Origin of the sequence: Bacillus yunxiaonensis, from assembly GCF_037104695.1 — a bacterium.
Lineage (GTDB): Bacteria > Bacillota > Bacilli > Bacillales > Bacillaceae_G > Bacillus_A > Bacillus_A yunxiaonensis.
Window position 1 is genome coordinate 74,290 of record NZ_JBAWSV010000010.1, and the last position, 24,655, is coordinate 98,944.

Consider the following 24,655-nt stretch of genomic DNA (forward strand, 5'->3'; position numbering starts at 1 on the left):
TTCTTTCTATAATTTCTGTCTCATTTGAGGAAATTCCTTTTTCATTCCTTTGGCTTACGCCAACCAAAATTCATCCCCTCCCTACTCATTGGTCTTCACCCTTCTCATTCCTTGAGGAAGGGGAATTCTTTTGGAAGCATGTTAAAAAAACTTGATTGAACGGAATATGATTCATATAGCTACCTAACAAAATCAATATAACTAAACAAATTTGATTAATCATGCTTCCTAACTTAGACCAAAGATTGCGTAGTAACAAGCTTGAATCTTTACATGTTTCAGAAGCATCATAAGCAAATCGATTTAATTTTCTTGCTTGCAGTGAAGTGAAAAAACCGATAAAAAAACTGCCTACGACAATCGTCCACGGTATTGTAGTAAGTAATAAACCACAAACAGAACCCGCACTGATGACAGATAAAGGGTGGTAACGATTAAATCGTTTCACAATTTTGCTCCCTAGAAATAAAGAGAAGATAATCCCTAATCCATATGGCAAGTAAATTCCATACATCATGAATGTCGTGCTTTTTTGGGATAGAGCATAAAACGTTCCGTAAAGTAAACAAAAGTTAACTGCCATGCCTTGCAGAAAAGAAAAAAAGTAAATATATTTTGGTAGCTGAAGACGAAATTTAAATTTTGTAATCATTAAAGTTAAAACAAATTGTAAAACCTAGCCTCTATCAATAAGGAAATACACGCAAAAGCTATATAATGCAAAAAGAAATCGCCTGTCCCTATTTCGTGAAACAGCCGATTTCTTCTATATGTTGCATTGTTCGCGCTAGTACGTCATCGCGCATAATGAAACTAAAGCGTTTATTTTCTTTAATGTCTTTCGGAATATCTGTTAGTAGTACAGATCCCTTTGTTTCTTCATAGTGCGTATGTTGTTCTACGGCACTGATTGTTGCGAAATAAATATTTTTAATGATTATTTTGTCTTTTCCGGATACTTTATATTGTCCGATATACATTAAGCTTGATACAATGCCGCCCGTTTCTTCATGAACTTCACGAGCTGCCGCTTCTTCCGGTGTTTCCCCCGCTTCTACTTTTCCACCTGGAAATTCAAGACCACGGCGCAAATGATGTGTTAATAACCATTGGTTCCCATATCGACACACAACCCAAACATGCTTTGGTTCTGGAGAAAATGGGTAACGTTCAAACGATAATTGTACAGTGTTATGATAATAATCTTTAAATGTGTACATGCCCTACTCCCCTATTGATGGTTACAAGTTTCTTACCACAAATTGTAGCACATTCTGACTAGTATGACTAATCTTATCCAATCATAACCCGTTGATAATACCCATCTGTGCAATCAATTCTTTTGCTTCATGATCTCCTAGCTCATAAATCATGCGATATGCTTCCTGCAGTTGTTCATCGAACCGATCATTATTGGAATCATTATGATATTCGACAAACGGAACATGCGAGCGCACAAACGCTCCAAGATCTTCACGATACGCATTATCAAAACATTCTCGCAGCCTAATGATTTCCTCATCCGTCGCTTGAATTGCAAAACTATATGTATTGACTGTTTTCACCTGTGAAATTTCACCATTTGCAACTGACACATAATATGTTTTCTTATCCATAGAACGTCCCTTCTTTCACCCGCTTTATCTTCTATTGTTTTCATTTTTTACAAAAATATGTAAAACAAAGTATGTGCAGTGATAAAATGAAGAAAAAAGGAGGCCTTTCTATGATGAAGATATTAATTATAGCGGTCATTATTGTGATTGCTGTTTTATTACTCTCCGTCCTAACTATTAACAAAGGATATTCCTATAAACACTCAGTAGATTCTGCCGAGGATAATCCGTATCAAGAAGAAAAGAGCCAGTAACATGCTCAAAATATTACGTATTACTTTTCCTATTATCACACTACTTTTAGCAACATTTGGATTTTTCACAGATAACATTCCATTCATTTTACCTTATATGCTCATCTCTTTAGGACTCATGTGTTTCATTTCTAGTATTGCAGAATTTCAAAAACAACAAACAGCGAATGGGATTTTTCTGTTTCTTACTGGCGCATTTGTGCTATATGTTCCTCTCTCGCAGTTCTTTCACTAAACGAAACACTATTCTCATAGTAAGTACCACAAAAAATGATAAGGAGCGCTACAATGCTAAAAACACTTCGCATTCTGTTTAGTATAGTTGCTTTAGTCTTAGCCATTTGTTCCTTTTTCTCTGAAGGGACCCAGTTTCTTATTTATGCGCAAACATTCATGGGTCTTACTTTTTTAATATGGGGGATTTCTGAGATCAAAGAAAAGCACAAAGTAATGGGGATCCTCTCCCTTGGCGTTGCTGCATTCACATTATTCGTCGCCGTGGTAATAATCTCTCGATAGCATTCTCACTCGATATACAGCTACTCTTCCAACCCTTTATATCGACGCTTCGACACAATATAAAGTGAAACTTCCATCAGTGACGCTTTTCTTACTGATGGAAAGCTCTCACCAATCGGGCTTTTACGGGCTGTTTTCTTCCCCGTGCTTTTCCAGCGTTAATGCAGGATAAAGACCCCACGATACCATTCGACATACATCCACCAATTCAAAAAAGCTGCCTTTCACAGGCAGCTTTCTTTCATCTTATCCAAACACTTTCTCAAGTTCATCTTTATCTTGGCTTAACCAGAAATTCATTAAGCGTTTTGCGCCTTCTAGGTCATGAAGCTTCGCTTGACCGCACTGCGTTTCGTTTGCCGCAGGAATTTCTGTAATTTTCACCGCATCTTGCAGTGTTAACTCTAATAAATCGATGATTTCGCGTACTGTTGGCGTACCGCTTACGACAAGATAATATCCTGTTTGGCAGCCCATTGGCGAAATATCAATAATATCAAAATGAGGATAACGATCGATATATTTACGTAAATTAAACGCTAATAAATGTTCTAGCGTATGAATCACATCTGGTTTCATCGCTTGCTTATTTGGTTGGCAAAAACGAATATCAAATTTATTCACGACACCGTCGCTGCCTACTTTATGAACGCCGCAATGTCTTACGTAAGGCGCTTTTACAATTGTATGATCTAATTCAAAGCTTTCTACTGATGGCATATGCATCTCTCCCGCTTTTATTTTAATTCCGTTATATCCAATATGATATAACGGAATTGCGAATTAGTAAAGTATTATGTACAGACCATGCTATAATACTTACAACATATGCACGAAAGGAGATTGTTATGAAACGCATTTTCATCGGTATCATTCGCTTTTACCAAACATTCATTTCTCCAATGACACCGCCAACATGCCGCTTTCACCCAACATGTTCTCACTACGGGCTAGAAGCGATTCAAACTCACGGTGCATTAAAAGGAAGCTGGCTTACAGTGAAACGAATTTTAAAATGCCACCCATTTCATCCAGGCGGATTCGATCCTGTACCAGAGAAAAAACAAAAAGAGAATTAACCTTCGTAACCATTCACAACAACATCTAACTTTCCAGTGTCCGGATGAATAACAAGGCCATGTACAGGCACTTCTGTTGGCATAAGCGGATGGTTACGAAGTATAGAAACACTGTGCTCTACGCTTTCTTCTACACTGGAGAATCCACGTAAAAACCTCTCTAAATCAATTCCAGAATAACGAAGCGTGTCCAGTTTCTCTTCTGAAATACCGCGCTCTTTCATCTTTTCAATTGTGCTGCTTGCTTGAATTTTTGCCATACCGCAATCATGGTGGCCAACCACACACACTTCATTTGCACCAAGTTCATAAACCGCAACTAAAATGCTGCGCATAATACTTCCAAATGGATGTGAAATAACAGCGCCGGCTACTTTAATAATTTTCACATCACCGTTACGCATGTTCATCGCTTTTGGCAATAGTTCTACAAGGCGTGTGTCCATGCATGAAATAATAACCATTTTTTTATTCGGAAATTTTCCTGCTTCATATTCTTCATACTTTTTACTTTCAACAAATTCCTGATTATATTGCAAAATTTCTTCTAATGTTTTCATAATAAACCCCCACTTTCTTCATATAACCACAAACTAAGTGTATCAAAGAATGAAAAAAACAAAAAATATATTGCTTTATTCTAAAAATGCAATATATTCAGATAACAGCCATAATTCTTCCATAATTCTCACACAGTTCTGTAACAACTCACCCATACTTTGCTCATATTTTCACTATAAACTATATGTAGATAATGAAAAAAAAGGAGTGAATCTTTATTATGTCCGACGTTCTGTTACTGAGTCGTTTTCAATTTGCAATTACAATCTTTTATCATTTCTTATTTGTACCGTTAACACTCGGACTTGTTATTTTAGTAGCGTTTATGGAAACGCAATATGCGCGTACATTAAATCCAACGTACCGCAAAATGGCGAACTTTTGGGGTAAGTTATTTACCATTAACTTCGTAATGGGAATCATCACTGGGATTACGATGGAATTCCAATTCGGAACAAACTGGTCTGAGTACTCCAAATATATGGGAGATATTTTCGGTTCTCCACTTGCGATAGAAGCACTTGTTGCCTTCTTCTTAGAATCTACTTTCATGGGAATTTGGTTGTTCGGTAAAGAAAAAATTTCACCAAAGTTCCGTGCATTCTCTATGTGGATGGTCGCACTTGGAACAAATATTTCTGCTCTTTGGATTATCACAGCGGATGGCTTCATGCAAAATCCTGTTGGTTACGTAGTCCGCAATGGCCGTGCTGAATTAACTGACTTTTGGGCACTTATTACAAATCCATATGCATGGCATATGTTCTTCCATACTGTTATTAGTTGTTATATCGTTGGTGCATTCTTCGTTATGGCTATCAGTGCGTATCACTTACTACGTAAAAATGATGTTGCATTCTTTAAAAAATCATTTAAGTACGGTTTAATATTCGGTTTATTTGCAGCAACTGCAACACCTTTCATCGGTCACGAATCCGGTGCTTTCGCAGCAAAAATGCAGCCGGCTAAAGGTGCGGCAATGGAAGCAGTTTGGGATACTGGAGAAGGAAAACCTTTCTCAATTATTCAATTTCCTGATGTGAAAAATGAGAAAAACTTTGAAGCACTATCAATTCCAAAACTCGGCAGCTTCTTCTATACAAACTCATTTGATGGAAAAATTGTCGGTTTAAAAGATATTCCAAAAGAAGATCGTCCGAACGTAAATCTTGTTTATTACAGTTTCCGTTTAATGGTTGCACTTGGTACATTCTTTATGGCACTGACATGGTTTGGCTTCTATTTAATGCGAAAAGGAAAACTAGAAAACTCAAAACGTTTCTTAAAAATTACAATGTGGTCTGTATTACTTCCATATGTAGCAATTAACGCAGGTTGGATCGTTACAGAAGCAGGACGTCAGCCTTGGACAGTATACAAGCTTATGCGCACAGCAGAAGCAGTTTCACCAATTGCTGTACCGCAAATTTGGTTCTCTTTAATTAGCTTAGTCTTGTTCTACACTTTACTATTAATTGCTGATGTATATCTCATGTTAAAATTTGCGAAAAAGGGACCTGCAGCATTAGAAGAAACAAATCAAGGAGGTGCAGCTCATGTCTCATGATACACTTGCAATTATCTGGTTCGGTTTGTGGGGCGTGATTTGGACAGTTTACTTTATTCTCGATGGCTATGCACTCGGTAACGGAATGATTTTCCCATTCGTTACGAAAGATCGCCAAGAACGCAATCAGCTGCAAGAAGCAATTGGACCGTTCTGGGGCGGTAATGAAGTATGGTTAATTACAGCTGGGGGAGCAACATTTGCCGCTTTCCCAGTAACATACGCAAACATGTTCAGCTACTTATACACACCGTTATTTTTAGTATTATTTGCTCTGTTCGCTCGTGCAGCAGGATTAGAATTTATGCATAAAGATGATTCACCAGTTTGGCAAACTGTTTGTAAATGGACGTATGCGGTTGGTAGTTTCTTAATTGCTTTCTTATTCGGCGTTACATTCGCTAACCTTTACTACGGACTACAAATTGGCAAACACGGCTATGAAGGAAATTTACTTAGCTTATTACACCCTTACGGTATTTTAGGCGGTCTCTTCTTCACTGCAATCTTTGTCGTATCCGGTGCACTTTGGGTTATGATTAAAACGACTGGTGAAGTATCAGATCGTGCTTATAAAATTGCCAAACCATTTTCGATGGCAGCAGCAACCATTTTAGCAATCTTCTACGTCGCAACGGCAAACCTTACAAACTTATTCCAAAACTTTACGGAATACCCTGTACTGTTTATCATTCCGTTACTCGCGATGTTAATGAGTGTTATCGTAATCATTATGGTTTTCAAACGTAAAATTGGTTTAGCTTTCACATTTGTTTGCTTAACAATCGCTATGTTTATGGCAACTGGTTTTGCTGGTATGTTCCCAAGAATGCTGCCATCTCGCATTAACGATGCGTACAGCACAACATTATTCCAAGCAGCAGGCAGTGAATTAAACTTAAAAATTATGTTCTTTGTTGCAATGGTCATGGTACCAATCGTTATTGGCTACCAATTATGGAGCTACACAATCTTTAAAGAAAAAATTCATAAAGACTCTGCAAAGGGATATCATTAAAATGAAAAAAGAAGCCTGTTTTTAGCAGGCTTCTTTTTTTCATTTTAACCGTGTTAAATTTCCATGTCGATATCCATAAAAATAGAGAGAACTCTTCCTGAATGACAATTAATGTTAAATTTATACTAATGAATATGTTAACATTTATTTAAAACAAAGATTTTTCGGGGGTGCAGAAATTGGATATTAAGACTCGAACAATTATAACTCTCGTGGGTAGTTTTCTATTATTTGCTTTTGGTACATTTAGAATAGTTACAGGGTCACTATCATCAACATCCTTGTTCGTAGCATATGTATTTGCTATCACTGGTTTTATTGGTGTAACAGCTAATAGTTCAAAACTGAGAAAAATAAGGTAAAACTTCCATCAGTGGGGGACTTTTTCATCCCCCACTGATGGTTAGTTGAACCAATCGGGCTTTTACGGGCAGTTATCCCCCACCTATCTTCTTTGCTTCTCTCTGAATCTTGAGGTGGGGGTCCTACTGCCCGTTAATGCGGGATAAGGTAAAAAAAAGAATAATTTTTTTTCAAAGGAGATGCTACTACCTTGAAAGATAATTCCACAACTCTCTTACATTTAATTACAAATACTAAAATAAATGGTCGATTTATTTTAGGGGTAGATGGGTTAAGCCGGTCTGGTAAAACAACACTTGTGAAAAAACTTAGCGCGGCTGCAAAAGAAAAGAATATCCCTTTCTATGTCTTCCATATCGATGACCACATTGTTGAGCGTGAAAAACGTTACAATACTGGGCATGCAGAATGGTACGAATACTATCATTTACAGTGGGACATTACTTGGTTACGTGATCATTTTTTCGATAAACTCAGATTTTCGAACGATCTTATTCTACCCTTTTATGATAACGAATCTGATACACAGGGTATGAAGAACATTAAGCTTCCTAATACTTGTGTAATCGTAATAGAAGGCGTTTTTCTTCAACGTAAAGAGTGGAGAAGTTTCTATGATTATGTAGCGTATTTGGATTGCCCGCGAAATAAGAGATTTCTTCGTGAAAGTGAACATACGCAACAAAACATTTCCAAGTTTCAAAATAGGTATTGGAAAGCAGAAGAATTTTATGTAAATACAGAATTCCCTACAAAAATTGCTGATTTAGTTTTACAGGGGTAATATAATATTAAACTACTAAAAAGCATGAAAAAACGCATGGATCATTTCTCCATGCGTTTCTATATATTATAATCTCTGTATTACTTATTCACCACATGCTTCATATCAGGGCTACAAACGTTGGACTGACATGATTTATTAAGAGAACACGCCGCACATTTCCCTTTTTTACTTCTCTTTACAAAGTTAATTAACGTATATCCTGCATATCCAAAAATGACAGCTCCAATTAAAATATTGACTATCATTATTACACATCCCCTTCTAAAATCCCAGCATGGATCCAACTTGGTATACAATTAGTGTTAATACATACGCAACAACAAGCGGATAAACAACAGAGAAAATAGTCCACTTGACAGACCCTGTTTCCCGGCGAATGACCGCAACTGTTGCTAAGCATGGTACATATAATAAAGTAAAGAACATAAATGCGTATGCTGATAATGTTGTAAAATGAGTACCGAGTACGTTCCCTAATACATCTTCTTTCACAGCATAAATAATTGCCATTGTAGAAACAACAACTTCTTTTGCTAAAAATCCTGTCATTAGTGATGCAGCTGCTTGCCATGTTCCAAAACCAAGCGGCGCAAAAATTGGAGCAAATAATCCGCCAATCATTGCTAAGAAACTATCTCCCATGTCTACACCAAATCCAGATGGACCAGCGTAGTTTAATAACCAAATCACAACAGAACCACCAAAGATAAATGTACCTGCTTTACGTACAAATCCTTTTCCTTTTTCCCATGTACTGCGCCATAACGTTTTCGCTTGCGGCACACGATAAGGTGGAAGTTCAATTACAAAAATAGATTTTTCTTGCTTTAAAACCGTAACAGACATAATTTTTGTAACGACTAGTGCAAGGACAATACCGATAATATATAAAGAGAACACAACGGTTGCTTGACTATGTGGGAAGAAGACCCCCGCAAATAATGCATATACAGGTAGACGTGCTGAACATGACATAAATGGCGTCACTAAAATCGTAAGCAGTCTCTCTTTCTCCTGTTCAATCGTTCTCGCAGCCATAACACCTGGTACATTACAACCAAATCCAATAATCATAGGAATAAATGCTTTTCCATTTAGTCCAAAAAACTCCATAATACGATCCATGACAACAGCAATACGCGCCATATATCCAGAGTCTTCTAATAATGAAATGAAGAAGAACAATGCAAGGATTTGTGGAACGAATACGATTACCGCACCGACACCGGCAATTACGCCATCTGTAATGAGCGCTCGAATAAATTCAGATGCCCCCATATTAGTTAAAGCTGTTGTTACCCAATCTGTGAACGGTCCCCCGATAAATGCATCAAGTTGATCAGATAAAGGTGTTCCAATCCACGAAAACGTCACCTGAAAAATGAAATACATGATCCCTAAAAAGATCGGAAGCCCCCAAATTTTATGGGTAATTAATTTATCAATTCGTTCAGAAAAAGGAATGCTTCCTTCTTTCTCATGACGAATAACATTTGTTTTCAACTTTTCAATATACGCTGCACGTGCTCCGTACATATGCTGTTCCAGCGTTATGTCTAGTTCTGCTTCTAATGCAGAGCGGATTGCTACAAGTTCCTTATAAATAGGCAATTGATTTAACTCTTGTTCTACTACTTCATTATTGCTCAAAAATTGAAGTGTAAGCCATCTTGGGTGCTCATAATTCGTTTGTTGCAGTTTATCCATAACTTGCTGAATTCCTGCATCTACCTTTTCACCATAAGAAAGAATAAGTGGCTTCTGTTCTACATGATCACTCTCGTGAAGAGAAGCTAATAATTCCTCACAGCCTTTTCCGCTCCTTGCAATAACCGGAATGACTGTTACACCGAGCATTTCAGTTAGTTTCTTCACATCAATTATAATGCCACGCTGCCTGGCAACATCTATCATATTTAAACCAATTGAGAGCGGCTTACCAAATTCTAATAATTGCAAAGTTAAATGCATATTACGTTCGAATTGAGAAGCGTCTACAATGTTTAACATATGATGAAATTCGTCTGTTAAGAGAAATTGTGTAACAACCCCTTCATCACGTGACACAGGGTTTAAATTATATACACCTGGTAAGTCTATTAAAGTTCCCTTCTTATCTTTTAACTTACCAATCTTTTTTTCTACAGTTACTCCGCTCCAGTTCCCTACATATTCATAAGAACCAGTAAGCGCATTAAATAATGATGTTTTCCCCGTATTCGGGTTCCCTAGTAAAGCAACTTTATTCACGCCAATTCCACCTTTATCATTTTCGCATCACAATGGCGAATAGAGATTAATTGCCCGCGGCATTCTAATGTACACGGACCATTAAACATTGCCTTTTGTTTTACACAAAGTTCGCATCCTTCAGCAAATCCAAATGAAGCTAAACGACGTTTTAATAATTTATCAAGAGATTGTAAATCTTTCACACGTACTTTTTCATCTATATTCATATCAACTAAGTTCATGATTTCTCCCCCTCAGACGATAACGATAATTATTATCAATATCAATTATAACATGAACTCCAAAAGAAAGACTATACAATATTGTGTCAATTTATCACTATTTTTTACGGTTTTATCTTATATAACATAGCTATGCTAAAATTTATTTTCCATTCTTATCCATTTTAATTTACAATAATATTAACAATCTAAGAATCTCGTTGTCACAGGGGGAGCCACGTCGCTGAGAGGGAACACATCGTTCCGACCCTTTGAACCTGTTAGTTAATGCTAACGCAGGAATTGTGCAAACGTATATACATAAATAGTTATTTGTAACTTGTATATTTCAATATTCCCCTATGATAATGATTCTTTTTTTGTAACTTGGATGTAGGGGGATTTATACATGCGTAATACAAATTTACAAGCGATGATAGAGGCAGCGATTCTTGCAGCACTTGCATTAGTCATCGACATTTTGCCGCTATCTATTAAACTTCCAACAAGCGGTTCTATCTCATTTGCTATGATTCCAATTTTTATTATCGCTTATCGCTGGGGATTTAAAGCTAGTTTCTTAAGTGGTCTCGTTTGGGGATTACTACAAATTGTCGTAGGAGATGCATACATTTTAACGCCTGTACAAATGTTTATTGAATACTTCATTGCATTTGCTTTTATCGGCTTTGCTGGATTATTTCATACACCAATTCAACAAGCACTTGCCAATAGTCAAAAAACAAAAGCAATTATGTATATCATTATTGCTACATTTATCGGCAGCCTAGCTCGTTACTTCTGGCACTTTATTGCCGGCGTTATTTTCTTTGGTCAATATGCACCAAAAGGACAGTCAGCCGCTTTATATTCCTTCATCATAAACGGCAGCACAATGATTGGTTCTTTCATATTATGTGCAATTTTACTTGTCATTTTATTTACAACAGCACCGCGCTTGATTACGAAACGCGCTTAATCATAGAAAAAGAGCAGATTGCTTCTATAAGCGACCTGCTCTTTTTCTGTGCCTTAGTTTTCCATGTTACTTTCCTAATGTGAATCTGTGTGTCTTACAATTTCAGGAGTCTGAAAATGGAGTGTATCCACCTCTCGGCTGCTCTCTCGCTCATTTTTACCGTTATGCTTATGAATCCAAGATTTCATCTCATTCCATAAAACAACTCTATGCATCTCATACCCTATGTGCTGCTTCTTTATTTTCTCTTTATAGCTCGCATTCCATTTGTACCACACAATTTTATCATGTGAATCTACCCATGTTTCTTGTTGATCAACTACAGTTTTACAACCTTCATTATTAGCTAACATAATCATATCATTCTCTAATAATAAAGAAAGAGCCGCCGAGTGCCTCTCCATTCCCCTACTCCTTTCTTTTTTAGTGCTTGCCTTATTTCCCTAAAATGTGTGTGCCTTACACATACGTAGTGTATACAAAAAAGGTAGTACAAACTATCGATTTACCTTACAAAAAACCTTACAAAATTGTAAGGTTTTATTATACATCATAATATGTAACTATTATATTATTTAAGAGTTCTAATTATATATAAGAATACGTTTTGCAACACGCACTATAAACATCATATTATCCCTTTTTCCTTATATCTATATTTTATATTACATTTTGTAAATTATTTGTTACAATTAAAATATGGCAAATAAGGAGATTTATCCCTAAAACAAAGGAAGTAAGGTGAATAAACGCATGTTGAAGAAAACCATGGCAACTGTGTTGGCATTAGGCTATGTTTTAAGTCCAATGCAAATTCTAGCAGAAACACACAGTGAACAGCCAACTGTTACACAAGAAAAAGAAGTTGAGCAAAAAGAATCATCTTCTCTTAACCAAGGAAAAGAAGCTGAACAAAAGGAACAAGCACCTCTTAACCAAGGGAAAGAAGCTGAACAAAAAGAACAAGCACCTCTTAACCAAGGGAAAGAAGCTGAACAAAAAGAACAAGCACCTCTTAACCAAGAAAAAGAAACTGAGCAAAAAGAACAAGCACCTCTTAACCAAGAAAAAGAAATTGAGCAAAAAGAACAAGCACCTCTTAACCAAGAAAAAGAAATTGAGCAAAAAGATGAAACCAAGGCTAAAGAAGAGACTGTTACTAAAAATATTCAACAAGATCAGAATAAGGCGCAAGAAGTGCAAGCTGCTTCTGTTGCTCAAGGTAGTTTCATAGATGTACCAAACACACACTTTGCGTATGAAGCAATTACATATTTAGCAAATAAAAATATTGTTTCTGGATATGGAAATGGAAAATTTGGTCCAGAAGATAATGTAACTCGTGAGCAAGTTGCGAGACTCCTATATGTTGCTCTTGGCTTACAACCAAAGGCAGAGTATAAAAATCCTTATCATGATGTAAGTAATAGCACAACAATGTTTTTAAATGAAATTTTAGCTTTAACTGAAGCTGGTATTTTGAAAGGTGATCAAGACGGTAATTTTAGACCAAAATCTCCTTTAACTCGTGCTGAAATGGCTCAAGTTCTTAAGAATGCCTTTAACTTAAAAGTTCAAGCTGCACACACATTTAATGATATAACTGCAAACTACGCATGGGCAAACGATGCAATTAGTGCGCTACAATCAAATGGTATTACAGTTGGTACGGGAAACGGAAAGTTTGAACCAGGAGCAACCACTACTCGTGGCCAATATTCGAAATTTTTATATGAAACTATGAAATTAAAACAAGCGACAAAGCCTGAGTTGCCAACTGACGGAGACAAGAAAGTTGGTTGGGTGCAGGATCATAATAATTGGTATTATTTTGATCAAAATGGGGTAATGAAAACTGGTTGGGTTCAAGTAGATAATACGTGGTACTACATGGCTAAAAATGGGGCAATGAAAACTGGTTGGGTTCAAGTAGATAATACGTGGTACTACATGGCTGAAAATGGGACAATGAAAACTAGTTGGGTACAAGTAGACAATACGTGGTACTACATGGCTGAAAATGGGACAATGAAAACTGAATGGGTTCAAGTAGATAATACGTGGTACTACATGGCTGAAAATGGGGCAATGGAAACTGGTTGGGTTCAAGTAGATAATACGTGGTACTACATGGCTAAAAATGGGGCAATGAAAACTGGATGGATTGAAATCAACGGGACATCGTATTATCTTGATACAAATGGCGCTTGGCTTGAACAGCCAATCTTGTTTGGAAAAACAATTGTTGTAGACGCTGGGCATGGTGGAAAGGATTCTGGAGCCGTATATAAGGGTATATTTGAAAAAGATATTGCATTATCAGTAAGCTTAAAGCTACAAAAGCTATTAGAAAATAGTGGTATGCATGTTGTGATGACACGTGCAACAGATACTTTCATTGAATTATCAGACCGCGTTAAGATTTCCAATAAGAATAAAGCTGATATTTTTGTTAGTGTTCATGTAAACTCTGCAGATTCTCCAGCAGCAGCAGGAATTGAAACATTATATAATCCTGACCATCCAAAAAGTAATCAAGTTTATAAATTAGCAAGTGCTGTGCAGAAGTCTTTAATTGCGAACACTGGTGGTAAAAGTAGAGGAGTAAAAGAGCGTCCGGAACTTCGTGTATTAAAAGGGGATAATCAAGCACTTCCTATTTTAGTAGAAACAGGGTTCATAACAAATACAGAAGACAGATTAAGTATAACTTCTAACAACTATCAAAACAAACTATCACAATCTATCTTTGAAGGAATTCAAAACTACTTGTCTAGATAGTATATATGAAAAAAAGAGAAATCCGTTTAATGGTTTCTCCGTTGAGACTGTAAGTAAACTCGATGAAAATTGAGTTTACTTACAGTCTTTTATATTTTAGGTGTCATTTATTTGATGTGCGCATGTTTAAAAAACAATAAAGTGAAACTTCTATCAGTAGTTTTTTTAATCCCCCACTGGTGGAAAGCCCGACTAATCGAGCTTTTAGCTTTTTTGAGTTAAATTGCTTAATAGGACAAAACAAGGTAAAGTAAATGACACATTTACTTTACCTTGTTTAAGTATCGATAGATAGTTGCTTCTGATGCCTTTAAATATTTAGCCACTTCACTTACGCCGCCTTTAAGTAAAAATACCCCTTTATCATTAAGTTTTTTTATTACTTCCATTTTTTCATCAGGAGACATTCTCTCAGGCGGAATTTCGCATTCTAATAAAACTCCTGTAATAAGTGATGAAAGAAGACTATCCAGATTTTCTTCTAAGTTCTCAGAAAGGTCTAATTCAAGATTAGGCTGAGACTTCTCTACATCTTCATTTATGCTAGTATTACTCATAATCATACTGTCTAACCAGTCTCTTGCTTTTATCATGTTACTAATATCAATATTCACACACAGCATTCCAATTATGCTATTGTGTTCATCTTTAATAAAATAGCTTGATGAGCGAAACGTTTGGTTATTTTTTGAGTTTCCTTTGTAATTGGAAATAAAATGTTTATCTATGTATTTTTTTTCTTGTAAAATCTTTAAAGCTAGATCTGTTAAATGTCCACCAACTTTTCTTCCGCTAAGATGTCCGTTCGCAACCTCGATTATAGATTCGTCTGGATTCGTAACATCATGCAAAACAACTTCGCAATTTTCTCCAATTACTTCTGCAATGAAATGAACAAGAGGAATATACTGCTTTAACTTTTCTTTATTTTCCATTGATATCGCACCTCTTTTTAAGATAAGAAAAAAGTATAAAATTTCGTATCAACACTTTTCTTTGCTTTCTTCCTTTCATAGTATACAACACAAAAAAACATAACCTTCTATATCTCTTAAAAGGATATAAAGAAAGCTGGCTTAAAGACTTTAACTACTACTATATTACTACACAATCCTTCCTTGAAGATAAAAAGATGAATCCTACCCAGTTTTTCTTGATTTTTCCTTTCTATATATAAATTTATCAATTAAAATTTATTATCTCAATGATAATTTTTTATTATTTTTTGACTTTTTTAAAAATATCTATTGAAACGAGAAAAATAACACGTTAAAATGAACTTGTGCTAAAAAATTCTTATAATTAAAAAAAATTATTATTACTGGAGGTTTTTTGGATGAATGCGGTTATTTCTACTCAACATGCACCTGGTGCAATCGGTCCTTATTCACAAGCGATGCAAGCGGGTAATTTTATCTTTACTTCTGGGCAACTGCCGATTGACCCTAAAAACGGCGAAATGCCTGAAACAATTGAAAACCAAACAAAACAGTCATTAGAGAATGTAAAAGCTATTTTGGAAGAAGCTGGAAGTGATTTAAATAAAGTTGTTAAAACAACTGTGTTTTTAAAGGATATGAACCATTTTACACAAATGAATGAAGTTTACCGTACTTACTTTACAGCAAATTGTCCTGCACGAAGTGCCGTTCAAGTAGCACGATTACCAAAAGATGCACTTGTTGAGATTGAAGTTATTGCAACTTTATAAAATCTTTGATATCAAAACATACAGTTCAATGTAATTACATCGCTTTTTATTATATGGAAAAATTTAATATTAAAATAATCAGAACCTGTTACATGGTAAAATGAGATGCCATTCCCTTATTATTAAATGATTAAAAGAATTAATTTTCATAGTGAAGGGATGATACGTTTTGAATTTAATGAAAGCGCTATCTTTTTAGAAATCAACCTCTGAGGGGGAAAAGGATGGATACTTCAAAAAAAAATAAATGGTTTGCACTTGTCGTACTGATTTTAGGCGGAGGAACAATTTTTAAACTTCCGTTTTTAAAAGATGCTTTTTATATTCCCATGATGGAGTATTTTCACTTATCTCACACCCAAATAGGTGTAATCTTATCAATTTATGGAATTATCCAAGCGTTTGGTTATATCGCATCGATGTATATAGTAGAAAGATTTTCTAAGAAGAAAATCATACCGTTTAGCTTAATTGGTGTTGGAGTATCAGGATTGTATTTAACAACATTTCCTGGTTATTATGGGGTTTTAACCGTTTGGATTATTTTCGCTTTATTTGCAGAGACTGCTTATTGGCCTGCGTTAATAAAAGCTGTAAGGTTATTAGGAGATAAAGATGAACAAGGTAGAGTATTCGGGTTCCTTGAAGCAGGAAGAGGAGTGGTTGATACAATTGTCGCTTTTGCTGCCCTTGCAATTTTTGGTTGGTTAGGATCAGGCGCATCCGGCTTTAAAGGTGCAATTATTTTCCTTGCAGCAACAGCAATTGTTATTGGTATCATTTCTTATTTCTTAGTAGAAGACGATGAAATTAAAGATACTGATGAACAAGGTAACAAAATTAACAAAAATAAAGCTGCACTAGACGGTGCTTTACAAGCATTAAAGATGCCTGAAGTATGGGCCGTATCATTCACTATATTCTCTGTATATTCCGTCTATATAGGTTTAACATATTTTATTCCGTTTTTAAAAGATATCTATGGTATGCCTGTTGCACTAGTAGGTGCTTATGGAATTATCAATCAATACGCTTTAAAAATGCTTGGTGGTCCGCTAGGAGGATTCTTAGCTGATAAAAAATTCAAGTCTCCATCTAAATATTTGAGACTTGCTTTTATAGTCGCGATTATTGGGATGAGTATTTTTATCTTCTTACCTCATGAGACGATGAATGTATATACTGGAATGATCTTTACACTTAGTTTTGGCACAATTATTTTCACTCAAAGAGCAGTATTTTTTGCTCCTATTGATGAGGTGGGAATACCAAGAGAAATCAGTGGTTCATCTGTTTCCATTGCTTGCTTAATAGGATATTCACCTTCGATGTTTGCATTTTCTCTATATGGAAGCATGTTAGATAGAACACCAGGAATGGGCGGTTATAGGCATGTATTTTTAACAATGATTGCTTTTTCCGTGCTTGGTCTGATTATTAGCAGTTATTTAGTCCGAATTGTTAAGAAGAAAAAAGAGTTAGTAAAAAATGAGACAAGTTCAATTATAAATGAAGCATGAGATTGATAACTGGAAAATAAGAAAGGTGAGGATATCATGAAGATTGGATTAGAAACAGAAAGCTATCATTTATTTTTTCACAACAACCGAATGGATATTTTTGACTTTATAAGAAAAACAGCTGAACTTGGATTAGACGGGGTTCAAATTAATATTATTACAAATGAGGCAGACAAGAATTTACATCCAGAGTGGGGTGTACTTGGCGGGAACGAGCCTAATCATTTGAAAAAGGTTCGAGATGAAATTCAAAAGTATGGTTTATATGCTGAAATTGATACAAGAGGTACAGATATAGAGCATTTAACAAAAGTGATAGATATTGCGAATCAAATTGGTGCAGATGTCATCCGGACTTACGTTTGTGTAGGTGAATACGATGCTGAAAAGATGGCGAAAGCTCCTGAAGATCTTAAACAAGTCGTACCATTATTAAAAAAATATCGAATTAAACTTGGAGTCGAAAATCACGAAGAAGAAACAACAGCTGAGGTAATTAAAATTATTAAGGAAGTGAACAGTCCTTGGGTTGGAGCACATTGTGATTTAGGAAATGGAATGATGGCATGGGAAGATCCAGTTGAAGCAGTAAGAAATTTAGCTCCGTATGCCTACACAACTCATTTTAAAGATCATATTGTTATTCACAACGGTGAAGACCATATAGTTTGCGGGGTTCCAGCAGGAACTGGCAATATCGATTTGGAAGAGTGTTTCAAAATATTAGTGAATGAATCGACACTAACAAGAATTAATGTAGAAATGTGTTTTCCATATGTAGCTCCATTTAAACGTCCAAAAGGAACTGGGGGCGTATATGAAGTCGGTGAAGGAGCATTCAAAGTAGAAAATCCTCCATATGACTTACAGGTTATTAAGACGGAAGATTACTATTATCCTCCTGAACATCTATTAGAAAAAATGCTTGAAGATCAAGAAAAAGGTGTTCAACAATCTGTAGAATATATATTAGGTTTAAGAGAAAAATATTGTAGATAAAAAACTTGCAATGAGTATATGTAGAAGTATCCACTATTTCTGCATAAATTCAAGATCCAAAACTGCTCTGAAAATAACAAAGGGATTGGCTAATTGCCAATCCCTTTTCGCTTTATCCCTCATTAACAAGCGGCAAATAAAGTGAAAATTCTATATTTTCCGTGTTTTCTATTTGAAGTAAATGCTCTCTTTTTTGACTTTTTTACGCCAATCCTTTACAGTCAAACTGTTCACAAGTTTCACAATGTAGGAGGATTTTGATGGATATTCAAATTAAAGATACTTTAATCTCACAAGAGCAGCTACAAGAAAAAGTAAAAGAACTTGCTATGCAAATCGAACGTGATTTTGAAGGAGAAGAAATTTTTGTTATTGCTGTATTAAAAGGTTCTTTCGTCTTTGCAGCCGATTTAATTCGTCATATTAAAAACGAGGTAACAATTGACTTTATTTCTGCATCTAGCTATGGAAACCAAACAACAACAACTGGTAAAGTGAAATTATTAAAAGACATCGATGTAAATATTACAGGTAAAAATGTAATTGTTGTAGAAGACATTATTGATTCTGGTTTAACACTTCACTTCTTAAAAGATCACTTCTTAATGCATAAACCAAAATCGTTAAAATTCTGTACACTTCTTGATAAACCAGAACGCCGTAAAGTTGATTTAACAGCTGAATATGTTGGCTTTGTCATTCCAGATGAATTCATCGTTGGCTACGGCATTGACTGCGCTGAAAAATATCGCAACTTACCATACATCGCTTCTGTTGCAACTGATAAATAATACGATATCAGCGCTTTTTTAAATATATCGACCATTCGCTAATATACGACATGCATACGTAGTAAAAAAAGTAGCTATGGCTTATACCAATAGCTACTTTTTTTACTATTTCCCACTTACAATCTTAAAATAAGAATGAACCGTTAAGAAGTAATATCCAATATAAATCACACTATATACTCCAATGCTCATTAATAATGGAATTAAAATTTCAAATGGCAATAAGTTAGACAATCCTTTTAGCGCAAATAAGCTATGCAAAATTCCAACGACTAATGGAATGGCAAAAATAAAGCTGATTTGTTTTGCGATTGCCTTCTTCATTTCTTGCTTCGTTACCCCAACTTTACGAAGAACAACGTAACGATCCCGGTCTGCATTTGCTTCTGTTAATTGTTTAAAGTAAATAATAGAACCTGTTGCAAGTAAAAATACAAGACCTAGGAAAATACCGATGAACATCATCATCCCAGTTGCTTCGATTCCATCTTTAAATCCAGTATAGAAGTCTCTAAATGCCGGTACAGATTCAGGCTCTCTCGGCATAATCTTTGTTAATTTTTCCGTTAATGCCTTACTATTCTTCTCATTTTTCACATCAATATTTTTAACAACTCTCGTTCCAGTTACCTTTTTCGCTTGTTCGTATACGTCATCTGGAACAACAACAACTAATTCTCCTAAGTTCGTAACATTACGACCTTCAACACCTTTAATTGTTAATGTCTTCGTTTCATTTCCAATCGGGAATATTGCTTTATTTCCTGTATATACTGTACTAAATTCATGTCCTTCAATATACGTACCATCCAATACGAATGCTTCTCCAGCAGTTAAACTTACCGTATCCATTTTGTTCGCAATTGTATTGAAGGCAGATTGTGACATAAGTTGAAATTGTTCTGTCATCATATAATGAGCATTCATACTTATATCAGCTTTTTCACCTTCAAATTTCCCTTTCACCGGCACCATTTCAATTTCGAACTGCTCTTTAATTGGATTATGCTTCTTCTCTTCCTCAAAGATTGCATTCACTTTCTGTTCTAAAGTCGCATCCTTTTTCTCATAAGAGAAGCTATACGGTGTATAATCTTTCGCTTGCGTAAATGTGTTGTAATACATCGTGACGGATGTACCAACAGCTGTTAATGTTACTGCACTTAAAATGGCAATTGTTGCAAGGGATTTTGCATTTCCTTTAATGCGGTATAACAACTGAGACGTTGTTACCATATTCATTCCATTATAAAAAGATGATTTATTATTTCTTGTGCGTTTTAAAACAACAACTGTAAAGAACATAAATAACAAATACGTACCAAGTACAGTTGCAAGGAGAATATAAAATGCAATCATCATGAAGTCTGCATATTTAATAGCTTTCGTAAACATAAGTGATAAGAAATATCCAGAACCAATTAAGAATACAGCGATAAATGCCATAATAATAGACCCTTTTGGCATTTGTTCTCCTTCACGCTCAGCGCGGAATAGCTCAATAAGTTTAAATCGATAAATTAATCGATATCCTTGCAGCGATGTGTATAAAATAATCACAAAGAACACAACTGCTGTATCAATAATCGCCGCCAGCGGCACTTCAAAATGAACTTGTAAATCAAGCCCCATTAAGCTTACTAGTAATTCAAGGAATAGCTTAGACAATAGGCTACCAATCACAATACCAATGATTAAAGACATTAACCCCATTAACATATTTTCATAAAACAGCATTTTTCCAATTTGGCGTTTCCGAATTCCTAGTAAAGAATATAACCCAACTTCTTTTTTTCGTTTACGTGTAAAGAAGCCGTTGGAATAAATAATAAATACCGCTACGAAAATAATGAGCATTACACTAGAGACTTGGAATGCACCGCTAATTTTCTTTGATCCTTCTGCGGCTTTTTCCATTTGTGTATTATATTGAAGTGCTGCAAATGTAAAGTAAATGACGATACTAAAAATCATCGACATAAAATATAAAGCATAATCCTTAAAGTTACGCTTTATATTGCGAAGGGCAATACTAGATAACGTCATCTACTGCACCCCCAGAAATGATAGACATTACGTCTAGTACTTCTTGGAAAAATTGCTTACGCGTTAATTCTCCTTTGTGCAGTTCTTTATATAACTCACCATCTTTAATGAAAACAACACGCTGACAATAACTTGCAGCAAATGCATCATGCGTAACCATTAAAATTGTCGCTTGATCATATTCATTTAATGCTTTCAGGCTCTCCAATAAGTCAGTTGCAGACTTAGAATCCAACGCACCTGTCGGCTCATCGCCAAAGATCATACTTGGATTTGTAACAATAGCACGAGAAGCTGCGCAGCGCTGCTTCTGTCCGCCAGATACTTGGTATGGATATTGGTCTAAAATATGATCAATACCAAATTTTTTTGCAATTTCAAGAACACGGCGATCAATTTCAACTGCTTTTACTTTTGATAACGCCAGTGGAAGCGCAATATTTTCTTTCACTGTTAATGTATCTAATAAATTATAATCTTGGAAAATAAAGCCTAAATGATCCCGGCGAAATAACGCTAGTTTATCATCATTCATTTTCACAATATCATTTCCATCAATTAAAACTTCACCGCTTGTTGCGTTATCAATGGTAGAAAGAACATTTAATAACGTTGTTTTCCCCGATCCAGACGGTCCCATAATTCCAACGAACTCGCCCTCTTTCACTTGTAAGTTAATTCCTTTTAACGCTTCGTATTGATTTCCGCCGGTGTCATATACTTTTTTAATATTATTCGCTTCTAACATTGTCTTCATATACTATACTCCTCACTTTATCCTACCTCATCATTACTGTTGCCACGATCAAACTCCTCTACACAAACAGGATTGTTATGTAGGTCATAATATCTCTATAAAAACTATATTAGAATTTCTTTCACAAAGTACTTTGTTACTATAACACCGCCATTAATCACCCACTATCTATTTCTCTTACATGAACATTACATTTGTGTAAGGTTAGAGAAAAAGCCACTCTTCCAAATGGAAGAGTGGCTTTTTTATTTTTAGCTGTTTTCATAAAATTATAATAGATTACTAATATAAGGTCTATATTATATAGCATATCCTAAAAGGATTATTACATGGTAACGTTAAACTAATATATTAATATAGTTATATTTCACGAAAAACAACCTTCTTTTTATATTTTCATCTCTTTCTTATAAACAAAATAAGAATAGAGCATTGTGATTACCACTCCAATCAAAACAACAGTCAGTACAATATATGATTTCCAAGCGGCAGGAGCAAAAATACTTCCGCACATGATAATACCTAAAACAATAAATACTTTCCCGCCAAAACGATGTGTTTTCCGCCATACTTCTTCGTTGCTCAATGTCCATGGAGTTCGAATCCCAACGAAAAAATTCGGCTTACATTGTGGTAAATAGTTGCCTATCACTAAAAATAAAATACCAACAATCAATTCTGAAAAACGATTTATTGGTAAATCATAGCCTAATCCAGTTGCAATAATATCTATGTTTCCAATAAACAATACAAAGAGAATACTATAAGTGATCATCGTAAAACTTTTCGAGAATTTTCTATAATTCTCTTTCTTAGGATCAATCTTTGGAACAACATTGAGTAATATATAAGTTCCGATCATAACCCCAACCATCGACAACATTCCATTTAATTTAGAAGAATAACCATCTACAGTGCCGCCACTCCAATGCGTAGCGATTGTATTCGGAAGGTGCGGCCAAGAAATAATCCAAGCAAGTATCGTCATGCCGATAAGTATAATGGCAAAAATGTGTTTCTTCATTTCATTTCTTCCCTTCTACCATACTTTTATGATTTACCTTCTAATCCAGTTTTTCTTTTATAAATAGAATATGATTTTACCGTCGGAATAATAGCGCCTAACAACACAATACCCATCCCAATAAATATATTAATAGGATCTTTCAAAAGTGCTGCAGCATATACAAAGAATCCTGCAATTACCATTGTTTTCGAAGCAAATCGATGTGTTTTCCGCCATACTTCTGCATTCTCTAATGTCCAAGACGTGCGAATCCCAATTAAATAATTTGGTTTCGTTTGTTGCATATAGTTCCCTAATATAATAGATAGCGTACCCAGTGCAAAGTTGACCATTACGGAACCTTTCACATCATAGCCTACTGAATGAAGTATACCTAATATATTAGAGCCAAATATAGTGATTAGAATCATATAATTAACCTTTGAAAGAGCCTTAGCAAAATATTTATACTCTCCCTTTGTTAAATCAATTCTTCTTATAAAAATCCATACAATATAGAAAAATATCATACTCCCCATTGAAAGAGACATGGCACTTACTTTAGAAAAATATCCGTCTACTTCTCCTTCTATATTGTAATGCCTTGGAATTTGCTCTGGTAAATGCGGCCAAGCAATATACCATCCCATTGCGATTGTAAGAATTAAAAGCCATGGAACTATATGCTTCCTCACTTCCCATCTCCTCCTCTATTCTCCTCTACCCGTAAATGTAAACACCCAAGTTAGTAAATCTTGAAACACAGTCGTGTTTAATGAATACACTACAAACTGTCCTCTTTTTTCATCTTGAATAAGCTCTGCGTTTTTGAGTGCATTTAGGTGATGCGATATACTCGGCTTTGTCATATTAAAATGCTCTGCAATTTCTCCAGCTGTTAAGTCGCCTTCTTTTAAGAGGTCTAAAATTTTGCGCCTTGTCGGATCTGCCAACGCTTTAAATGCTTGGTTCAATATCCTTCCCTTCTTCCTTCCACCAATTAGATATTTAGATATTTATCTAAATATTAAATTCGTCTTTTGAATTTGTCAATTTCATTAATGTATAATAAGTATGATTTTGACATAATGAAAACTGAGAAAACACATGTTACACTATACATACGCAAAGTTAGAGGAGGAGTTTCCATATGTATAAAATTTTAATTGTAGAAGACGATCCTACTATTTCATCTTTACTACAATCCCACATTCAAAAATACGGTTACGAAGCAATTGTTGCTGATAACTTTGATGATATTATGATTTCATTTAACAATGTAAAACCACACCTTGTTTTATTAGATGTAAATTTACCGAAGTTTGATGGTTTCTACTGGTGCCGTCAAATTCGTCACGAATCCACTTGCCCAATTGTTTTCATTTCAGCTCGCGCTGGTGAAATGGAGCAAATTATGGCGATTGAAAGCGGTGCTGATGATTATATTACAAAGCCATTTCACTATGATGTAGTCATGGCAAAAATTAAAGGGCAATTACGACGTATTTACGGTGACTATGCACCAAGTATGTCAGAACGTATTGTTGAAGTGGAAGGATTAAAACTATATCCTGAACGACCAGAGCTTCATTTTAGAAATGAGCAAGTATTACTAACAAAGAAAGAAGCAATTCTAGCAGAAATGCTCCTTTCAAAATATCCTCGTACAGCAAGCCGAGAAGACTTATTATCTGCACTTTGGGATGATGAAAGCTTTGTCGAAGAAAATACATTAAACGTAAATATTACGCGCCTTCGGAAAAAATTCACTGAACTTGGAATTGAAAATGCCATTGAAACAGTACGCGGCTTAGGTTATCGCTTTAATACAACTTGGAGTGAATAGAT

The 24,655-nt window shown here is 35.3% G+C and carries 29 protein-coding genes and 1 riboswitch; of the genes, 14 read left to right on the plus strand and 15 right to left on the minus strand.

Features of this window, described 5'->3' with window-relative positions:
• Nucleotides 1–85 precede the first annotated feature (85 nt).
• The 3 genes from WAX78_RS22050 to WAX78_RS22060 all read right to left on the minus strand — a co-directional run bounded on the left by WAX78_RS22050 (nt 86) and on the right by WAX78_RS22060 (nt 1,616).
• Nucleotides 86–583 carry a hypothetical protein gene (locus tag WAX78_RS22050; RefSeq protein ID WP_336484194.1) on the minus strand — a complete coding sequence of 166 codons (498 nt, stop codon included), beginning with the start codon at nt 581–583 and terminating at the stop codon, nt 86–88.
• Between the two features lie 157 nt (nt 584–740).
• The gene (gene ytkD, locus WAX78_RS22055; protein ID WP_336484195.1) at nt 741–1,220 is read right to left on the minus strand and encodes an RNA deprotection pyrophosphohydrolase; all 480 of its coding nucleotides are present in this window, start codon (nt 1,218–1,220) and stop codon (nt 741–743) included.
• 81 nt (nt 1,221–1,301) lie between these two features.
• On the minus strand, nt 1,302–1,616 hold the full coding sequence (locus WAX78_RS22060; RefSeq protein WP_336484197.1) for a hydrolase: 315 nt from the start codon (nt 1,614–1,616) through the stop codon (nt 1,302–1,304).
• A 110-nt stretch (nt 1,617–1,726) separates the two neighbouring features.
• Here WAX78_RS22060 and ytzI point away from each other — a divergent pair, with 110 nt between their 5' ends.
• The 3 genes from ytzI to WAX78_RS25285 all read left to right on the plus strand — a co-directional run bounded on the left by ytzI (nt 1,727) and on the right by WAX78_RS25285 (nt 2,389).
• Nucleotides 1,727–1,870, plus strand: coding sequence for a YtzI protein (gene ytzI, locus WAX78_RS22065; RefSeq protein WP_336484198.1), 144 nt, complete (start codon nt 1,727–1,729; stop codon nt 1,868–1,870).
• Nucleotide 1,871: 1 nt separating this feature from the next.
• Nucleotides 1,872–2,105, plus strand: coding sequence for a DUF3953 domain-containing protein (locus WAX78_RS22070; protein ID WP_336484199.1), 234 nt, complete (start codon nt 1,872–1,874; stop codon nt 2,103–2,105).
• 158 nt (nt 2,106–2,263) lie between these two features.
• Nucleotides 2,264–2,389, plus strand: coding sequence for a YczI family protein (locus WAX78_RS25285; RefSeq protein WP_413789226.1), 126 nt, complete (start codon nt 2,264–2,266; stop codon nt 2,387–2,389).
• 246 nt (nt 2,390–2,635) lie between these two features.
• On the opposite strand, the gene luxS is transcribed toward WAX78_RS25285, so the two are convergent.
• Entirely contained in the window at nt 2,636–3,109 is a 474-nt protein-coding gene (gene luxS / locus WAX78_RS22075) for an S-ribosylhomocysteine lyase LuxS (protein ID WP_230576081.1), read from the minus strand.
• A 128-nt stretch (nt 3,110–3,237) separates the two neighbouring features.
• Here luxS and yidD point away from each other — a divergent pair, with 128 nt between their 5' ends.
• Entirely contained in the window at nt 3,238–3,468 is a 231-nt protein-coding gene (gene yidD, locus WAX78_RS22080) for a membrane protein insertion efficiency factor YidD (protein ID WP_230576080.1), read from the plus strand.
• Here the strand turns inward: yidD and WAX78_RS22085 are convergent.
• Entirely contained in the window at nt 3,465–4,028 is a 564-nt protein-coding gene (locus WAX78_RS22085; RefSeq protein ID WP_336484200.1) for a beta-class carbonic anhydrase, read from the minus strand. The two genes, yidD and WAX78_RS22085, sit on opposite strands and share 4 nt — an antisense overlap.
• Before the next feature lie 221 nt (nt 4,029–4,249).
• Here WAX78_RS22085 and WAX78_RS22090 point away from each other — a divergent pair, with 221 nt between their 5' ends.
• From WAX78_RS22090 to WAX78_RS22100, 3 genes are all read left to right on the plus strand, one after another.
• Nucleotides 4,250–5,596, plus strand: a complete 1,347-nt coding sequence (locus WAX78_RS22090; RefSeq protein ID WP_336484202.1) for a cytochrome ubiquinol oxidase subunit I — start codon at nt 4,250–4,252, stop codon at nt 5,594–5,596.
• A complete protein-coding gene (gene cydB, locus WAX78_RS22095) occupies nt 5,586–6,614 on the plus strand; it encodes a cytochrome d ubiquinol oxidase subunit II (RefSeq protein WP_336484203.1) in 1,029 nt (342 codons plus the stop codon). The genes WAX78_RS22090 and cydB overlap by 11 nt, the downstream gene beginning before the upstream one ends.
• 553 nt (nt 6,615–7,167) lie before the next feature.
• Nucleotides 7,168–7,761, plus strand: coding sequence for a kinase (locus WAX78_RS22100; protein WP_336484204.1), 594 nt, complete (start codon nt 7,168–7,170; stop codon nt 7,759–7,761).
• An 80-nt stretch (nt 7,762–7,841) separates the two neighbouring features.
• On the opposite strand, the gene WAX78_RS22105 is transcribed toward WAX78_RS22100, so the two are convergent.
• From WAX78_RS22105 to WAX78_RS22115, 3 genes are read right to left on the minus strand one after another with little or no spacing between them, the layout of a single operon-like run.
• Nucleotides 7,842–8,009 (minus strand): FeoB-associated Cys-rich membrane protein, encoded by a 168-nt coding sequence (locus WAX78_RS22105; protein WP_336484206.1) that lies wholly within the window; start codon nt 8,007–8,009, stop codon nt 7,842–7,844.
• A 16-nt stretch (nt 8,010–8,025) separates the two neighbouring features.
• Nucleotides 8,026–10,014 (minus strand): ferrous iron transport protein B, encoded by a 1,989-nt coding sequence (gene feoB, locus WAX78_RS22110; protein WP_336484207.1) that lies wholly within the window; start codon nt 10,012–10,014, stop codon nt 8,026–8,028.
• A complete protein-coding gene (locus WAX78_RS22115; protein ID WP_154710773.1) occupies nt 10,011–10,238 on the minus strand; it encodes a FeoA family protein in 228 nt (75 codons plus the stop codon). Before WAX78_RS22115 ends, feoB begins: the two co-directional genes overlap by 4 nt.
• Nucleotides 10,239–10,436: 198 nt before the next feature.
• A riboswitch (TPP riboswitch) is annotated at nt 10,437–10,538 on the plus strand.
• Between the two features lie 88 nt (nt 10,539–10,626).
• Here WAX78_RS22115 and thiT point away from each other — a divergent pair.
• Nucleotides 10,627–11,196: an energy-coupled thiamine transporter ThiT gene (gene thiT, locus WAX78_RS22120; RefSeq protein WP_336484208.1), complete on the plus strand. Its 570-nt coding sequence runs from the start codon at nt 10,627–10,629 to the stop codon at nt 11,194–11,196.
• 74 nt (nt 11,197–11,270) lie between these two features.
• Here thiT and WAX78_RS22125 read toward each other — a convergent pair whose 3' ends face one another.
• Nucleotides 11,271–11,600 carry a hypothetical protein gene (locus tag WAX78_RS22125; RefSeq protein ID WP_336484209.1) on the minus strand — a complete coding sequence of 110 codons (330 nt, stop codon included), beginning with the start codon at nt 11,598–11,600 and terminating at the stop codon, nt 11,271–11,273.
• Between the two features lie 349 nt (nt 11,601–11,949).
• On the opposite strand from WAX78_RS22125, the gene WAX78_RS22130 reads away from it, so the two are divergent.
• Complete coding sequence (locus tag WAX78_RS22130; protein ID WP_336484210.1) at nt 11,950–13,977, plus strand: N-acetylmuramoyl-L-alanine amidase; 2,028 nt, start codon at nt 11,950–11,952, stop codon at nt 13,975–13,977.
• 263 nt (nt 13,978–14,240) lie between these two features.
• On the opposite strand, the gene WAX78_RS22135 is transcribed toward WAX78_RS22130, so the two are convergent.
• Nucleotides 14,241–14,912 (minus strand): helix-turn-helix transcriptional regulator, encoded by a 672-nt coding sequence (locus WAX78_RS22135; RefSeq protein WP_336484212.1) that lies wholly within the window; start codon nt 14,910–14,912, stop codon nt 14,241–14,243.
• A 401-nt stretch (nt 14,913–15,313) separates the two neighbouring features.
• On the opposite strand from WAX78_RS22135, the gene WAX78_RS22140 reads away from it, so the two are divergent.
• The 4 genes from WAX78_RS22140 to hpt all read left to right on the plus strand — a co-directional run bounded on the left by WAX78_RS22140 (nt 15,314) and on the right by hpt (nt 18,998).
• Nucleotides 15,314–15,688 (plus strand): RidA family protein, encoded by a 375-nt coding sequence (locus tag WAX78_RS22140; protein ID WP_336484214.1) that lies wholly within the window; start codon nt 15,314–15,316, stop codon nt 15,686–15,688.
• Between the two features lie 224 nt (nt 15,689–15,912).
• Nucleotides 15,913–17,208: an MFS transporter gene (locus tag WAX78_RS22145; RefSeq protein ID WP_336484215.1), complete on the plus strand. Its 1,296-nt coding sequence runs from the start codon at nt 15,913–15,915 to the stop codon at nt 17,206–17,208.
• 36 nt (nt 17,209–17,244) lie between these two features.
• The gene (locus WAX78_RS22150) at nt 17,245–18,207 is read left to right on the plus strand and encodes a sugar phosphate isomerase/epimerase family protein (protein WP_336484216.1); all 963 of its coding nucleotides are present in this window, start codon (nt 17,245–17,247) and stop codon (nt 18,205–18,207) included.
• Nucleotides 18,208–18,467: 260 nt separating this feature from the next.
• On the plus strand, nt 18,468–18,998 hold the full coding sequence (hpt, locus tag WAX78_RS22155) for a hypoxanthine phosphoribosyltransferase (protein WP_336484217.1): 531 nt from the start codon (nt 18,468–18,470) through the stop codon (nt 18,996–18,998).
• 105 nt (nt 18,999–19,103) lie between these two features.
• On the opposite strand, the gene WAX78_RS22160 is transcribed toward hpt, so the two are convergent.
• The 5 genes from WAX78_RS22160 to WAX78_RS22180 all read right to left on the minus strand — a co-directional run bounded on the left by WAX78_RS22160 (nt 19,104) and on the right by WAX78_RS22180 (nt 23,781).
• Nucleotides 19,104–21,044, minus strand: a complete 1,941-nt coding sequence (locus WAX78_RS22160) for an ABC transporter permease (protein WP_336484218.1) — start codon at nt 21,042–21,044, stop codon at nt 19,104–19,106.
• A complete protein-coding gene (locus tag WAX78_RS22165) occupies nt 21,031–21,801 on the minus strand; it encodes an ABC transporter ATP-binding protein (protein WP_336484220.1) in 771 nt (256 codons plus the stop codon). Before WAX78_RS22165 ends, WAX78_RS22160 begins: the two co-directional genes overlap by 14 nt.
• Nucleotides 21,802–22,189: 388 nt before the next feature.
• Entirely contained in the window at nt 22,190–22,825 is a 636-nt protein-coding gene (locus WAX78_RS22170) for an SdpI family protein (RefSeq protein WP_336484221.1), read from the minus strand.
• 26 nt (nt 22,826–22,851) lie between these two features.
• Nucleotides 22,852–23,502, minus strand: a complete 651-nt coding sequence (locus WAX78_RS22175) for an SdpI family protein (RefSeq protein ID WP_336484222.1) — start codon at nt 23,500–23,502, stop codon at nt 22,852–22,854.
• Between the two features lie 15 nt (nt 23,503–23,517).
• Nucleotides 23,518–23,781 carry an autorepressor SdpR family transcription factor gene (locus WAX78_RS22180; protein WP_336484223.1) on the minus strand — a complete coding sequence of 88 codons (264 nt, stop codon included), beginning with the start codon at nt 23,779–23,781 and terminating at the stop codon, nt 23,518–23,520.
• 176 nt (nt 23,782–23,957) lie between these two features.
• Between WAX78_RS22180 and WAX78_RS22185 the strand changes: the two genes are divergently transcribed.
• Nucleotides 23,958–24,653 carry a response regulator transcription factor gene (locus WAX78_RS22185; protein ID WP_336484225.1) on the plus strand — a complete coding sequence of 232 codons (696 nt, stop codon included), beginning with the start codon at nt 23,958–23,960 and terminating at the stop codon, nt 24,651–24,653.
• Nucleotides 24,654–24,655: the final 2 nt, after the last annotated feature.